This window comes from Devosia sp. LC5, assembly GCF_000735585.1.
Lineage (GTDB): Bacteria > Pseudomonadota > Alphaproteobacteria > Rhizobiales > Devosiaceae > Devosia.
Genome location: NZ_JNNO01000001.1, coordinates 154,827 through 169,761, shown reverse-complemented (window position 1 = coordinate 169,761; position 14,935 = coordinate 154,827). Strand labels below are relative to the sequence as shown.

The 14,935-nt window shown below is 61.6% G+C and carries 14 protein-coding genes; 11 read left to right on the top strand and 3 right to left on the bottom strand.

Going from position 1 to position 14,935, the window contains the following annotated elements; all coding sequences use genetic code 11:
* Positions 1–37 precede the first annotated feature (37 nt).
* The 4 genes from FF80_RS00805 to FF80_RS00790 all read left to right on the top strand — a co-directional run bounded on the left by FF80_RS00805 (position 38) and on the right by FF80_RS00790 (position 2,964).
* Entirely contained in the window at positions 38–1,078 is a 1,041-nt protein-coding gene (locus tag FF80_RS00805; protein ID WP_035096795.1) for a Gfo/Idh/MocA family oxidoreductase, read from the top strand.
* Positions 1,075–1,332 carry a GlsB/YeaQ/YmgE family stress response membrane protein gene (locus FF80_RS00800; protein WP_035096794.1) on the top strand — a complete coding sequence of 86 codons (258 nt, stop codon included), beginning with the start codon at positions 1,075–1,077 and terminating at the stop codon, positions 1,330–1,332. Before FF80_RS00805 ends, FF80_RS00800 begins: the two co-directional genes overlap by 4 nt.
* A gap of 235 nt (positions 1,333–1,567) precedes the next feature.
* Positions 1,568–2,521, top strand: a complete 954-nt coding sequence (lipA, locus tag FF80_RS00795) for a lipoyl synthase (RefSeq protein WP_035096793.1) — start codon at positions 1,568–1,570, stop codon at positions 2,519–2,521.
* Complete coding sequence (locus FF80_RS00790) at positions 2,521–2,964, top strand: type II toxin-antitoxin system RatA family toxin (protein WP_052153023.1); 444 nt, start codon at positions 2,521–2,523, stop codon at positions 2,962–2,964. The genes lipA and FF80_RS00790 overlap by 1 nt, the downstream gene beginning before the upstream one ends.
* Here FF80_RS00790 and FF80_RS00785 read toward each other — a convergent pair.
* Entirely contained in the window at positions 2,961–3,461 is a 501-nt protein-coding gene (locus FF80_RS00785) for a CinA family protein (protein WP_052153022.1), read from the bottom strand. The genes FF80_RS00790 and FF80_RS00785 overlap by 4 nt on opposite strands.
* Positions 3,461–4,651 carry a bifunctional 2-C-methyl-D-erythritol 4-phosphate cytidylyltransferase/2-C-methyl-D-erythritol 2,4-cyclodiphosphate synthase gene (locus tag FF80_RS00780; RefSeq protein WP_035096791.1) on the bottom strand — a complete coding sequence of 397 codons (1,191 nt, stop codon included), beginning with the start codon at positions 4,649–4,651 and terminating at the stop codon, positions 3,461–3,463. The genes FF80_RS00785 and FF80_RS00780 overlap by 1 nt, the downstream gene beginning before the upstream one ends.
* Positions 4,652–4,830: 179 nt before the next feature.
* Here FF80_RS00780 and dusB point away from each other — a divergent pair, with 179 nt between their 5' ends.
* From dusB to hflX, 7 genes are all read left to right on the top strand, one after another.
* On the top strand, positions 4,831–5,832 hold the full coding sequence (gene dusB / locus FF80_RS00775; protein WP_081917122.1) for a tRNA dihydrouridine synthase DusB: 1,002 nt from the start codon (positions 4,831–4,833) through the stop codon (positions 5,830–5,832).
* The gene (locus tag FF80_RS00770) at positions 5,829–6,965 is read left to right on the top strand and encodes an ATP-binding protein (RefSeq protein ID WP_052153051.1); all 1,137 of its coding nucleotides are present in this window, start codon (positions 5,829–5,831) and stop codon (positions 6,963–6,965) included. The genes dusB and FF80_RS00770 overlap by 4 nt, the downstream gene beginning before the upstream one ends.
* Positions 6,962–8,407, top strand: a complete 1,446-nt coding sequence (ntrC, locus tag FF80_RS00765) for a nitrogen regulation protein NR(I) (RefSeq protein ID WP_035096789.1) — start codon at positions 6,962–6,964, stop codon at positions 8,405–8,407. The genes FF80_RS00770 and ntrC overlap by 4 nt, the downstream gene beginning before the upstream one ends.
* Before the next feature lie 152 nt (positions 8,408–8,559).
* Positions 8,560–10,893: a HAMP domain-containing histidine kinase gene (locus FF80_RS00760; protein ID WP_052153021.1), complete on the top strand. Its 2,334-nt coding sequence runs from the start codon at positions 8,560–8,562 to the stop codon at positions 10,891–10,893.
* The gene (locus FF80_RS00755) at positions 10,893–12,275 is read left to right on the top strand and encodes a sigma-54 dependent transcriptional regulator (protein WP_035096787.1); all 1,383 of its coding nucleotides are present in this window, start codon (positions 10,893–10,895) and stop codon (positions 12,273–12,275) included. Before FF80_RS00760 ends, FF80_RS00755 begins: the two co-directional genes overlap by 1 nt.
* A gap of 179 nt (positions 12,276–12,454) precedes the next feature.
* On the top strand, positions 12,455–12,703 hold the full coding sequence (hfq, locus tag FF80_RS00750; protein WP_035096785.1) for an RNA chaperone Hfq: 249 nt from the start codon (positions 12,455–12,457) through the stop codon (positions 12,701–12,703).
* A 9-nt stretch (positions 12,704–12,712) separates the two neighbouring features.
* Complete coding sequence (hflX, locus tag FF80_RS00745; RefSeq protein WP_035096783.1) at positions 12,713–14,092, top strand: GTPase HflX; 1,380 nt, start codon at positions 12,713–12,715, stop codon at positions 14,090–14,092.
* 3 nt (positions 14,093–14,095) lie between these two features.
* Here the strand turns inward: hflX and mazG are convergent, their stop codons facing one another.
* Positions 14,096–14,905 carry a nucleoside triphosphate pyrophosphohydrolase gene (gene mazG / locus FF80_RS00740; protein ID WP_035096781.1) on the bottom strand — a complete coding sequence of 270 codons (810 nt, stop codon included), beginning with the start codon at positions 14,903–14,905 and terminating at the stop codon, positions 14,096–14,098.
* Positions 14,906–14,935: the final 30 nt, after the last annotated feature.

Sequence of the window (14,935 nt, the reverse complement as noted above, 5' to 3'; positions counted from 1 at the left end):
GGGGTTCAACAGCAACGGAATCGAAGGAGTTATCCACATGGTCAAAGCCATCCAAGTCGGCCTCGGACACTGGGGATTTAGCTGGACCAAGGAAGTTATCCCCAAAGTTCCCAGCATTCACATGGTGGGCTACGTCGATTCCAACCCGGACGCGGTCAAGCGCGTACAGACCGAACTCGGCATTGATGAGAAGCGCTGTTTCCTGAGCCTGGACGATGCGGCCAAGGGCGTCGAGGCTGATCTCGCCATCTGCACGCTGCGCACCGAAGCGCATTATCCGGTGGTCAAACGGTGCCTGGAGCTGGGCTTCAATGTCCTGGTCGAAAAGCCGTTTGCCTCTACCATTGCCCAGGCCAAGGAACTGGTGGACCTCGCCAAGGCCAACGGCCGGGTGCTGATGGTCAGCCAGAATTACCGCTTCCAGCCGGCGCCCATTGCGGCTGCCGAGTTGATCGGCGCGCAAAAGTTCGGGCCGGTGAACCTTGTTTCCATTGATTTCCGTCGCCATGCGCCCAGCCAGGGCTACCGCTATTGGGACATGCCCGATCCGTTGCTGGCGGACATGTCGATCCACCATTTCGACCTGATGCGCATGGTGCTGAGCGACGAACCCAAGCGGGTCTCGTGCCGCACCTGGAACCCGGCGGCGAGCCCCTTCGGTCACCACCCGATCGGGGTGGCGACGCTGGAATTCGAGAAGGGCACCATCGTCTCCTATCGCGGCAGCTGGATGAGCAGCGGCCCAGTGACACCGTGGGCGGGCGAATGGACCATGGATTGCTCGGAAGGCGAGATCATCTGGAGTTCGCGCGATCATTTCATGGGCAAGGCTGGCCCCGACCGGCTGAGCCTGCGCGAACGCGACAAGGAAGCCGTTCCCGTCTCGCTGGCGCCGGTGGAATTCACCGACCGTACCGGCACCCTGGCGGCCATTGCCAAGGTGATCGAGTCCGGCGCCGTTCCCGCCCGGTTCAGTTCGGGCGAGGACAATCTGCATTCGCTTGCCTTGGTGCAAGCCACAATCACATCAGCCGCCCGCGGCGGCGAGTGGGTCGAAATAGCGGAGATCATGCAATGAGCGTCGGAATGCAGGAACTTCTGATCTTTCTGGCCATCGGACTGGTCGCCGGCTGGCTCGCCGGGCTGCTGCTCGGCGGCGGCGGGCTGTTGCGCAACCTGATCGTGGGTGTCATCGGCGCCTTTGTCGGGGGCTGGCTGCTGTCGGTGGCCAATATTTCACTGCCCATCGGCAATGTGCTGGTGAGCCAGATCATTACTGCAACGATTGGCGCCATCGTCGTCATCATTGTAGCGCGGGTTGTGGCGAACTAGGCGCGATGGCGCTCTATGTGGTCATCGTGATTGTCGGAGTGCTTCTAGGCGTTCTGGTTAGTGTCACGAAAATTGGCCGGAGCCCAGGGACCACGATCGTGGTGGCGGCGCTATGCGGCGGCGTCGCGGCAATCATCATCGGGCTGCTCATGGGTGGCCCATCATAAAGACCGGGTTGAACCGGCAGCCTTTGGGAGCGATATAACGGGCACGCTCTGCCCAGTCAGGACCAAAATTGGTTACGCTCATTGATAATTCGGCGCTCAAACCGCGCCACCCGGAAAAGGCCAACCGGCCCGACAGCATCGTGCTGCGCAAGCCGGACTGGATCCGTGTGAAAGCGCCGGGGTCCCCGGTCTACAAGGAAACCCAGCAGATCGTGCGCGAGCATGGGCTGGTGACCGTATGCGAAGAAGCCGGCTGCCCCAATATCGGGGAGTGCTGGTCCAAGAAACACGCGACCATGATGATCATGGGCGAGATCTGCACCCGCGCCTGCGCGTTCTGCAATGTGCGCACCGGCATGCCCGGCCCGCTTGATGCCAGTGAACCGGAAAAGGTCGCCCTGGCGGTGCAGAAGCTCGGCCTCGAGCATGTCGTTATCACCTCGGTGGACCGCGACGACCTGGCCGATGGCGGCGCGCAGCATTTCGCCGACGTGATCCTGGCCATCCGCGCCCACAATCCGCGCACCACGATCGAAATCCTGACGCCTGATTTCCTGCGCAAGGAAGGGGCCCTCGAAATCGTCGTGGCCGCCAAGCCGGATGTGTTCAACCATAACCTTGAAACCGTGCCGTCGAAATATCTCAAGGTCCGCCCCGGCGCGCGGTATTTCCACTCGATCCGCCTGCTGCAAAAGGTCAAGGAACTCGACCCAACCATGTTCACCAAGTCCGGCATCATGGTCGGCCTGGGTGAGGAGCGGAACGAAGTGCTCCAGTTGATGGATGACCTGCGTTCCGCCGATGTGGATTTCCTGACCATCGGGCAGTATCTGCAGCCGACCAAGAAGCATTATCCACTGCAGCGGTTCGTGACGCCCGACGAATTCAAGTCCTACGCCACCGTCGCGACCGCCAAGGGCTTCTCCCTGGTGTCGTCCAGCCCCTTGACCCGCTCGTCCCACCACGCTGGCGAAGATTTCGCCAAGCTCAAGGCAGCCCGGATGGCAAAGCTCGGCCACTGATGAAACGCTTTTTCGAACGGCATGTGCCGCATCTGCCCAAGCGCATGTTCGACATCGTCGCCGACCTGTCGGACTATCCGCGCTTCATCCCCAATTGCAAGGCGATGGAAGTCCGCAAGGACCCCGCTGCCGGCGCGGCCGATATAAGGCTGGCCAAGATGACGCTGTTCTTCGGCCCCATCACCCAGGCCTATACCAGCCGGGTAACTGTCGATCCCGAAGCGCTCACGATCCGCGCCAAGGCGGTGGATGGCCCCTTTGCCTATCTCGATAGTGTATGGAGCTTCGAGCAGGAGGGCATGGGCACGCGCGTGCGCTTTGAAATCGACTTCAAGATTTCCAACCCGCTGATCGCAGCCGTGGCCGAGCCGGCTTTCGCCGCCAAGCAGGACGAAATCATGCGGGCCTTCGCAGATGAGGCGGATAGCCGGTACGGCGCCTAGTCGTCGTCGCTGTTGAGTACCTGCAAGATCAGCTCGAACGCCGCTTCGACGGTTGCCCGGCGCACCGCATCGCGGCCGATATCGCCGAAGCGGTGTTCGATCACCACGGTGGCCAATTCCGACGACACCGCGACGTAAACCAGCCCCACCGGCTTTTTGTCGGTGCCACCGTCGGGGCCGGCGATGCCGGTTACCGCTACCGCGAAATCGACCCGCGCCGTATTGCGGGCCCCGTCCGCCATGGCCCGGGCCACCTGGTTGGACACTGCGCCGTAATCATGGATGAGCCGGGCCGGGACCTGGATCATGCGCGACTTGGCCGAATTGGCGTAGGTGATGTAGCCGCCATAAAAGGCGGCGGATGAGCCGGGAATGTCGGTCAGCGCGGCGGCGATCATGCCGCCTGTGCAACTTTCTGCGGTAACGATGGTCTTGCCGGCCTGGGTGAGGAAATCGATGACTTCCTTGCCGGGATCGCGCGCTTCCTTGGCTGCCATCAATCCCCCCTCGGCACTTCTACACTCGCACTCGCCATGGCCACGATACCTTCCTCCCGCCCGGTAAAGCCGAGCTTTTCACTCGTTGTCGCTTTGATCGCGATCCTGTTGGTCGCAATTCCCAGTGCTTCGGCAATTACCGCCTGCATTGCCGGCACATGTTGCGCGATCCTGGGTCCTTCGCAAACAATTGTCACGTCAAGATTGACGATGCGCCCGCCCGCGCCTGTCACGAGATCGCCAGCATGCTTGAGAAAGATGGTGGAGGCCGCCCCTTTCCACTGCATGTCGGCCGGCGGGAAGTGCACGCCGATATCGCCTTCGCCGATGGCGCCCAGAATGGCGTCGGTCAGCGCATGCAGCGCCACGTCGGCGTCGGAATGACCTTTGAGCTTGGCCTTGTAGGGAATGCGCACCCCGCCGAGCCAGACAGCGTCACCGGGCTCAAATGGATGGACGTCAAAGCCGGTGCCGACGCGGGTTTCCATAGCGAAATCTCCTGAAACGATCCGCTCGGCCCGCTCGAAATCCTGGGGATGCGTAATCTTGATGTTGTCGGGGTCGCCCATCACCATGGCGACCTTGAGGCCCGCCCATTCGGCGATTTCTGCATCGTCGGTGAATTGGCGGCGGATGGTGGAGGCGCGCATATGTGCCGAGAAAATCTGCCCGAAGCGGAAGCCCTGCGGCGTCTGTGCGGCATGGAGCTGGTTGCGATCCTCGGTGGCGACCACCAATCGACCATCCAGCGAGCGCTTTATGGTGTCGGTGACGCCCAAGGCGGGCAGGGCGCCATCATAGAGGTCTAGCACGGCGATGACGTCGCCAATCAGGTCAAGCGTGGCAAAGGGGCGCGCTGCATCCTGAATCAGCACCAGATCAGGCCGCAATGGCGCCAGGGCCTTGAGGCCTTCCAGCACCGAGGCCTGCCGCGTGCTGCCGCCAATCACCGGCCCTAATAGACGGTTGTCGTCCAGACCAAGAGCGGCATAGCGCTCGTTATGGCTAGCGTGGATAACGGGGAGAACCTGACCGATGGAAGGATGGTCGAGAAATGCCCGGATGGTCCGCTGCAGCACCGGAATGCCTGCGACATTGCGGTATTGCTTGGGATCCGGCGCTCCACCGGCGCTCGCGCGCTCACCCTGGCCTGCGGCGACAATGATGACGGCGATGGATTTTTGACGCATATCGGAACAGACACTCAACCCGGAAAACCGTCACAGGAATCTGGTCTAGCCGCGCCGGTGTCATGCGGCAAGTGCAGGGCTGCCGCACACCTCGCAACGGTACATAAGGTGTTGCGCTAGCGGCGCTTTTGATTATTGTGCGGGCAGAATTTCAAAAATGACCATTTCTGGGGCAGTCCTTGTCTGAAATTGCCTGCGAGTTGAGCATTGGGAGCCATCGGGTTCGCAGTCATGCTTTCCTTGCTCCCATGGCGGGAATCACCGATCGCCCGTTTCGTGTCCTCGCAGAGCGGTTCGGCGCTGGCATGGTCGTATCCGAGATGATCGCCAGCAATGCGCTTGGCGTGGGCAATGAAGAGATGGTGCGCAAGCTCGGCCGACCCGGCACGCTGCCTCATATGGTGCAGTTGGCTGGCTGCGAGGCCGAATGGATGTCTCGTGGTGCCAAGATCGCCCAGGATGCGGGCGCCGATATCATCGACATCAATTTCGGCTGCCCGGCCAAGCGCGTCACCAATGGCTATGCCGGATCGGCTCTGATGCGGGTGCCTGATCACGCTATGACGCTGATCGACGCCGTGGTCTCCGCCACGCCCCTGCCGGTTACGGTCAAGATGCGCCTGGGGTGGGACGATGAGAGCCTCAATGCCCCCGAAATTGCCCGCCGGGCCGTTGATGCGGGCGCGCGGATGATCACTGTGCACGGCCGCACCCGCCAGCAATTCTACAAGGGCAATGCCCGCTGGGAACTGGTGCGGGCGGTTGTCGAGGCCGTGGACGTGCCTGTGGTGGTCAATGGCGACATCGTGGACTTTGCCAGCGCCCGCGAGGCTCTGCAGCAATCTGGCGCTGCCGCGGTCATGCTCGGCCGCGGGGCGCAGGGCCGCCCATGGACCGTTGGCCAGATTGGTGATGCGCTGGCCGGGCGGGAGGCGCAGCCCGCACCGCAGGGCGAGGCGCTTACCGAACTGGTTGCCGAGCATTACGAGGGCATCCTGGTCGAATATGGCACCGCTATCGGTCTGCGCGCCGCGCGCAAGCATCTCGATTGGTATCTGGAAGCGGCAGGGATCGTGCTCGACAAGCCGGCCCGTACCGCCTTTCTTAACAATGAAACGCCGTCTCATGTGCTCGAGATGATCGGCGAGATTTTCTCGGGCGAATGGAAGGCGGCGGCATGAGCGCGTCTACTACAGCGGCCAAGTTGGCCAGTGTACCCTCGACAGCGGTTTTGCAGGCGCTGCCGCAGCCCATCATCGTTTGCGACGAAAACCGTCAGATCATCTTCGTCAATTATGCCGCCGAGGCCTTTTTCGGTGCTTCGCTGAGCGTTTTGACGCGTCAGCGGCTGGACGACCTCATTGCCTTTGGCTCGCCGATTATCAGCCTGGTCGAAACCGTCATCCTGCGCCGCGGGCCGATGACCGAATATCGCGTTCGCGTGGGCTCGTCTCGCTTTGGCGACGAACGCATCGCCGACGTGTTCGCCAGCCCGCTTTCCGACAGTGACGGCCGCGTGGCTCTCCTGATCCAGGAGCGGACCATGGCCGACAAGATCGATCGCCAGATGGTGTCGCGCGGCGCGGCGCGTTCGGTCACCGGTCTTGCCTCCATGCTGGCCCACGAGATCAAGAACCCGCTCTCGGGCATTCGCGGCGCAGCCCAATTGCTTGAGCAGAGCGTGGCGAGCGACGAGGTCCCGCTGGCCCGCCTGATCCGCGAAGAGACCGACCGCATTGTCGGATTGATCGACCGTGTCGAAGTGTTCGGCGACGAACGGCCGATGGAGCGCGAGCCGATCAACATCCACGTTGTTCTCGACCGGGTAAAACTGCTGGCGCGCAATGGCGTCGCCCGCGGCATTGCCTTTTCGGAGGAATATGATCCGTCGCTGCCGCCGGTCTACGGCAATCGCGACCAGCTCATTCAGGTCTTCCTCAACCTGGTCAAGAACGCCTCGGAAGCCCTTGAACGGACACAGAAACCGGAAATCCGCATCACCACGGCCTTCCGTCCCGGCATTCGCATCAGCGTCACCGGGGTGTCCGAGCGCATCTCGCTGCCGCTCGAAATCGTCATCGAGGACAACGGCCCCGGCGTGCCGCCCGATATCCTGCCCTTCCTGTTCGATCCTTTCGTCACCACCAAGCTCAATGGATCGGGCCTCGGCCTGGCTCTGGTGGCCAAGATTGTAGGCGATCACGGCGGAGTGATCGATTGCGATAGCCGGCCCGGTCGCACCCGCTTCCGCATTCTCCTCCCCGTCGCCAGTGGGGCCTTCAACGCGCCTTCCGAAGAGGTATCGGCAAAATGAGTCACGTTGTCCTGCTAGCCGATGACGACGCAGCCATCCGCATGGTACTCAACCAGGCACTGACCCGCGCGGGTTATGAAGTCCGCCCCACCGGCAATATCTCCACCATGTGGAATTGGGTCAGCCGCGGGGAAGGGGACATCCTGATCACCGACGTGGCCATGCCCGATGGCAATGCCTTCGAGGTCATGCCCAAGATCAAGAAGCTGCGGCCCGATCTGCCGATGATCGTGATGTCGGCGCAGAACACCTTTATGACGGCCATTCGCGCATCAGAAGTGGGCGCCTATGAGTACCTGCCCAAGCCCTTCGACATCACCGAAGTGCTCTCGGTGGTGGCGCGCGCCCTGGCCGATGCCAAAAAGCCGACTACCGCCGAGCGCAAGGCCGAAGAGCCGGGCGAGACCATGCCGCTGGTCGGCCGCTCGACCGCCATGCAGGACATCTATCGTGCCCTGGCGCGCCTGATGCAGACCGACCTCACGGTGATGATCACCGGCGAGAGCGGCACCGGCAAGGAATTGGTGGCTCGCGCGCTGCATGATTTCGGCAAACGCCGCAACGGGCCGTTCGTTGCCATCAACATGGCCGCCATTCCGCGCGACCTGATCGAAGCCGAACTGTTCGGCCATGAGAAGGGGGCTTTTACCGGCGCCAATACCCGCTCCTCCGGCCGTTTCGAGCAGGCCGAGGGCGGCACGCTGTTCCTCGACGAAATCGGCGACATGCCGATGGATGCCCAGACCCGCCTGCTGCGCGTGCTGCAGGAAGGCGAATATACCATGGTCGGGGGCCGATCCTCGATCAAGACCAATGTCCGCATCGTCGCCGCCACGCACCGCGATCTCAGCCAGATGATCCGGCAGGGCCTGTTTCGCGAGGATCTTTATTACCGTCTCAATGTCGTGCCGATCCGCCTGCCACCATTGCGCGAGCGCATCGACGATATTGGGGATCTGACCACTCACTTCCTCAACGCCGCCCAGCGCGAAGGCGAGGCGGTGAAATCCATCGCCCCGGAAGCGATCCGCCTGATGCAGAACTATTCCTGGCCAGGCAATGTCCGCGAGCTGGAAAACCTCGTCCGGCGCCTGTCTGCACTCTATGCCGACGAAAGCATCTCGGCCGAGATCGTGCAGAACGAGCTCAATATCGCCGAACGCCCGCAGACCAACGGCATGGCCGGTCCGGTCGATGTGTCGATGGCGGTGGAAACCCATGTGGGCCAGTTGTTGCGCGAATACGAACCGAATTTGCCGCCAGCGGGTCTTTATCAGCGCGTGATTGACCGGGTGGAAGCGCCATTGATCGCCATGGCGCTCAATGCTTGCGGTGGCAACCAGATCAAGGCGGCCGATCTGCTCGGCCTCAATCGCAACACGCTGCGCAAGAAAATTCGCACCCACAGCATCGAGATCGTCAAGCATAGCCGCCGCAATTGACGCGGCTGCTCACACAAACCGTTCGCCTGCATGACAAAATTGCGGCGCATGATCGCACTGTCACATTTTGGCAACAATTATCTTGAAGGGTCGCGTGAATTGGGTCAGGCTCTGCCTTCCTGCGGCGGAGATGGAGTGCCAAGCGGCATTGTATGACAGAAACGGCGATCATCGATAACCAGGCTGCGCCAGCACGGAGCGAGGCGGCGCATTCCTCCCGCGTACCGTTTTTTGCTGCACACACCAATAGGCCTTTGCGGGTACTGGGTTTTGTGGTGGTTTTCGCGTCCGTCCTGATGTCCTCGATCTCGTTCCTGATCCTGTCTGGCGCGACCAATATTGAGCCTTCAGCCACTGTCTGGACCGTTATCTGGATTGTCACCGGCATTCTGGTTTTGCTGATGATCGCCCTGGTTGTCACCGAGGCGGTGCTGCTCATCCAGGCCCGCTCGCAGCGGCAGCCCGGCTCGAGCATGCAGGTCCGCATGGTCACAATGTTCGCCATCGTCGCGGCCGTTCCTGCCGCCATTGTTGCCGTCGTGGCCACCATCGCGCTCAATCAGGGGTTGGACCAATGGTTCTCCGAGCGCACCAGGGCCATGGTGGAAAGCTCGCGCCTTGTCGCCCGCTCCTATATGCTTGAACATGCTCAGGTTTTGCGCGACGACATTATCTGGGTGGCTACCGAACTCGAACAGGCGCGAGGCACATTCGAGGAAGATCGCGAGCGGTTCGAACGCATCCTAACCGCGCTTGCGGTTACCCGTTCGCTACCCTTCACGTCGCTCATTCACGGCGATGGCGATACACTGATGCGGGCCCAGATCAATGTGCAGGGGGCTTATCCCAAGCTGCCGGACGGCATTACCCAGGGGGTCGTCGAAGGCGTGCCGAGCCAAATCGCGCCGGGCAGCACCAACCTTGTCGGTTCGATCGTAAAGCTGCGCGGCTATGACGACACCTACCTGTTCGTCGCCCGCCCGGTCGATGCCGAAGTGCTTGAATATATGCGACTGACCGACGAGAACATCACCGAATACCGGCAATATGCGTCCAACCGGCTGGTGTTCCAGATCACCTTCACCATCATGTATGTCGGCTTGGCCGTGGTGTTGTTGCTCGCGGCGCTGTGGATCGGCATCGCGCTCGCCAACCGCTTTGTCGACCCGATCCGAAACCTCATGATCGCCTCCAGCCGCGTCAGTCGCGGCGATCTGGATGTGCAGGTTCCGGTGCAGGAGGGTAGGGGCGATCTGCGCGATTTGTCTAATGGCTTCAACCAGATGACGCTGCAGCTAAAATCACAGCACGAAGACCTGGTGGCGGCCAGCGAGATGAACGAAAAACGCCGCCAGTTCACCGAGGCAGTTGTGGAAGGCGTGTCGGCCGGCATCATCGGACTGGACCCCTTCGGGGCCGTCACGCTGGTCAATGCGCGCGCCTGCGAAATGCTGGGCCGCGACGAAATCGGCCTGATGGGCGAGCGGATTGAAGTGGCCATGCCGCAACTCGCGCCGATCCTTGAACGCGCCCGCTCCGCTCGCCGCGGCCAGGTGCGCGATCAGATCCAGCTCGGCAACGAGACCGATAGGCGGACCTATCAGGTGCAACTGACCCGTGAGGGCTCGATCGCCGAATCCAAGGGCTATGTGCTGACTTTCGACGACATTACCGATCTGGAATCCGCCCAGCGCACCAGCGCCTGGGCCGACGTCGCCCGGCGCATCGCCCATGAAATCAAGAACCCGCTGACCCCGATCCAGCTCTCGGCAGAGCGCCTGCGCCGCCGCTACGGCTCCAAGCTCGAGGATGACCGCGAGGTCTTCGACAAATGCATCAACACCATCGTGCGTCAGGTGGGCGATATCGGACGCATGGTCGATGAGTTCTCCGCCTTCGCCCGCATGCCGGAAGCCGCGCCGGAAATGGCCGATCTGTCTGATACGATCCGCCAAGCGGTGTTCCTCGAAAGCGTCCGCTTGCCTGAAATGGTCATCCATACCGAGCTGCCGGATACACCTATCCATGCCTGGTTCGATAGCCGCCTGATTTCGCAAAGCCTGACTAACCTAATCAAAAATGCGGTAGAAGCCTTTGAATCCGTGAGTACTTCACCCGACTGGGTGCCCACCATCACCGTGCAGGGACAGCTGGAAGGCAACCATGCCAGGATCAACGTGTCCGACAATGGCAAGGGCTGGCCCAGCGAAAACCGGCAGCGGCTGCTGGAACCCTATATGACGACGCGCGAAAAGGGCACGGGCCTGGGTCTCGCTATCGTCGCGAAAATCATCGAACAACATGGCGGCATAGTAGAACTGGTCGATGCCGAGCCCGATGCGACTGGCCGGGTCGGGGCCTGCGTGACCTTCACATTGCCCCTGCAATCACCAATCAAGACGTCCGAGGAGGGCGGTGCCGATGCGGCATCAACCGTCCCCTCGCAACAGGAGGAGCCGTTCATTTCAGCGGCGGTTCACAAGTAATGGCACTCGACATTCTCATTATCGACGATGAAGACGACATCCGCGACCTGATCGCCGGCATTCTGGAGGACGAGGGTTTCGAAACCCGTCAGGCCCATGATGCCGATAGTGGGCTCAATGAAATCGCCCGCCGCCGCCCGAGCCTGGTCTTCCTCGATATCTGGATGCAGGGTTCGCGGCTCGATGGCCTGCAATTGCTCGATGTCTTCCAAGGCCAGCACCCGGATATGCCGGTGGTGATGATCTCGGGGCATGGCAATGTCGAAACCGCTGTCTCAGCCATTCGGCGCGGCGCTTATGACTATATCGAAAAGCCGTTCAAGATTGACCGGTTGCTCCACATCACCCAACGCGCCATGGAAGCCACCCGCCTGCGCAATGAGGTTGCCGAGCTCAAGGAGCGTTCGGCCAGCAAAAGCATCGACATGGTAGGCACCTCGCCGGCCTTGCAGCAGGTGCGCGGCATCATCGAAAAATCGGCGCCGACCAATTCACGCATCTTTGTCTCGGGCCCATCCGGCGCCGGTAAAGGCCTGGTTGCCCGCCTCATCCATCAGCGCAGCCCGCGCGCCGACGCGCCGTTCGTTGAAATCAATGCGTCGCTCTATGCCCCCGAGGAAGTGCCCGTGGTGCTGTTTGGCCGTGAGGCCCGCGAAAAGACCGGCATTCTCAAGGTAGAAGTCGGTGCGCTGGAACGCGCGCATGGCGGCACGCTCTATCTGTCGGAAGTGACCACTTTGCCGGCCCAGACCCAGGCTGCGCTGTTGCGCACCCTGGTCGAAAACCGCTTCAATCGCGTTGGCGGCACGCAGGCCGTGCCGATCGACGTGCGGATCATTTCGTCCAGCTCGCAGAACGTTGCAGCGCAGATCGAGGGCGGCGAGTTCCGCTCGGACCTGTTCCATCGCCTCTCCATCGTGCCGCTGCCGCTGACCCCGCTCAAGGAGCGCCGCGAGGACGTGCCGCCGCTGGTCAGCGTGTTCATTGAGCAGGTCTGCCGCATGCATAATCTGCAGCGCCTGAGCGTGGGCGATGACGCCATTGCAGTATTGCAGGCGCAGGAATGGCCGGGCAATGCGCGGCAATTGCGCAATTCGATCGAGCGCCTGCTGATTCTGATGAAGGACCAGCAGCCCGATGATGGCGTGATCACCGCCGCCATGCTGCCATCCGACATCGGCGAGGTGCTGCCAACGGTGGGTGACACCGATGCTTCGGCCCACCTAATGAGTCTGCCGCTGCGCGATGCGCGTGAAGTCTTCGAGCGGCAATATCTATTGGCGCAGATCGAGCGTTTCGGCGGGAATATCTCCAAAACGGCCGAATTTGTCGGCATGGAGCGCAGCGCCTTGCACCGCAAAATCAAGTCGCTGGGGCTCTGAAAATTGGGCGGACGCCATGCACGAGGCGCGGGTAGGCAGCCTTGGGCTTCTGTGCCATAGTGTTTAACGTGTAGTGAATACACTTTTGCGATGGGGGCGGAGCATCGGCTTTCGCGCCCAGCCTGGACCAGCCAGCGCAATTATAACAGCGACAACAAATGCCGCGAAAAGAGACCTAAATGGCTAGCGAAAAACAACAAAATCTCCAGGACTCTTTCCTCAACCACGTCCGCAAGCAGAAAGTGCCTGTCACGATTTTCCTCGTGAACGGCGTCAAACTACAGGGTGTCATCACCTGGTTCGATAATTTCTGCCTGTTGCTGCGCCGTGACGCCCAGTCTCAACTGGTCTATAAGCACGCCATCTCGACAATCATGCCGGGCGCGCCGATCCAGCTGTTCGATCCAGAACAGAACCACGACGACTAACGAGCTTATATGAACGATTTTCACGACGACGAGGCCGTCCAAAAGGGCGGCCCGCAGGCGTTTATCGACCAACGCGCCCAGCCGACACGGGCCGGACTGATTTGCCCCGATGTTCGCGGGGCCATCTCCCAGCACAGTATAGAAGCCCGCAAGGCCGAGTTCGAAGGCCTGGCTGGCGCAATCCGGCTGGAGATTGCCTTCTCCGAAATCGTTAAGGTACGCGAGGTCAAGCCGGCGACTTTTATCGGCGGCGGCCATGTCGAAACGCTGGCGGCCCGCGTCAAAGAAGACGAGATCGATCTGCTATTGGTCGATGCCGCATTGACGCCGATCCAGCAGCGTAATCTCGAAAAGGAAACCGGCACCAAGGTGCTGGACCGGACCGGGCTAATCCTTGAAATTTTTGGCGAGCGCGCTGCGACACGCGAAGGCGTGTTGCAGGTGGAACTTGCCCACCTCAATTACCAGAAGAGCCGCCTCGTGCGCTCCTGGACCCACCTTGAGCGCCAGCGCGGCAGTGGCGGCATGGGCTTTATGGGCGGCCCGGGCGAAACGCAGATCGAAAGCGATCGGCGCCAGTTGACCGACCGGATCGTGCTGCTCGAAGACCGGCTGGAAAAGGTCAAGAAGACCCGCGCCCAGCAGCGCCGCCAGCGTGACGACACGCCGTTCCCGATTGTCGCACTGGTCGGCTATACCAATGCCGGAAAGTCGAGCCTGTTCAACACGCTGACCGGGGCAGGGGTGTTTGCCGAGGACCTGCTCTTCGCCACGCTCGACACCACGGTCCGCAAGCTCGAACTGCCGCATGGAAGGGCAGTGATGCTCAGTGACACTGTGGGCTTTGTTGCTGACCTACCGACTGATCTGGTCGCCGCCTTCCGGGCAACGCTCGAAGAAGTCGTCGATGCCGATGTGATCCTGCATGCCCGCGACGTGGCCAACCCCGACCATCTGGCGCAGGCGCTCGATGTGCTTAAGGTTTTGGGCGATCTGGGCGTGTCGGCGGAAACCACACCCGTCATCGAGGTCTGGAACAAGATCGACCTGCTCGGGACCGTCGACGGCTCGACCGAGGAGGCCTTGACCGCCATCAGCCCGGCCGGTCGCGTTGCGGCCGTGGTGCCGGTTTCGGCCAAAACGGGGCAGGGGCTGGATACGCTCAAGCTGGCCATCGAGGCCGCGTTGGCCGAAAAGAGCCGCACCTATCACGTCCATGTGCCGCACAGCGCGGGCGGCGATATCGGCTGGTTGCACTCACATGCCGAGATTATCTCGCGCGATGAGGCAACCGAAAAAGGCTCCGGCTTCGTGGTGCGCGTGGAACCCCGCCACAAAGCGGCGTTCCTTGAACGCTTTAACGGCCGGATCGAGGGGTCCGACGCTTAAGCGTCAGGCCTTGTCGGCCTTGCGGATCTCATTCCAATAGCCAACCAGACGTTCGAGCCCGGCTTTGCCGGGTTCGATGCCGTCCTCGCGGCACCTGGCCTCCATATAGTGGAAGCGCCGCGTGAATTTGAGATTGGCATCGCGCAAAGCCGCTTCAGCATCGACCCCGGCGTGGCGGGCCAGGTTGACGATTGCAAACAACAGATCGCCGATTTCTTCATGCGCTGCCGTCGGGTCTTTCGCGGCGACCGCCTCATCGACCTCGTCCAGCTCCTCGGCAACCTTGGCTCGCACGGAGGCATAGTCCGGCCAGTCGAACCCCACCTTGGCCGCACGTTTGGTGAGTTTTTCGGAACGCGCCAAGGCGGGCAGGGGCGTGGGCACATCATCGAGCACGGAAGGCGTAGTCTCGCCCTTCCGTTCCGCCTTCGCGGCACGCTCCTGCGCCTTGATTGCCTCCCAACGGCCCTTGGCGGCGTCGGAATCATCGGCGTCGAGATCACCGAACACATGCGGATGCCGGCGAATGAGCTTTTCGGTGATGCCGTAGATCACGTCGCCAATGTCGAAATGGCCGGCCTCGCTGGCCATCTGCGCGTGATAGATCGGCTGCAGCAGCAGATCGCCCAGCTCTTCCCGCAGATCGGAAAAGTTCTGCCGTTCAATCGCGTCGGCGACCTCATAGGCTTCTTCGATAGTATAGTGGCGAATGGACGAGAAATCCTGCTCCAGATCCCAGGGGCAACCACCCACCGGATTGCGCAGGGCCGCCATGATCTCGATGAGGCGGGAGATATCGCGGGAGGGCTGCATGGCGGGCTCGTGGCTGGGAATCGGTGTGCC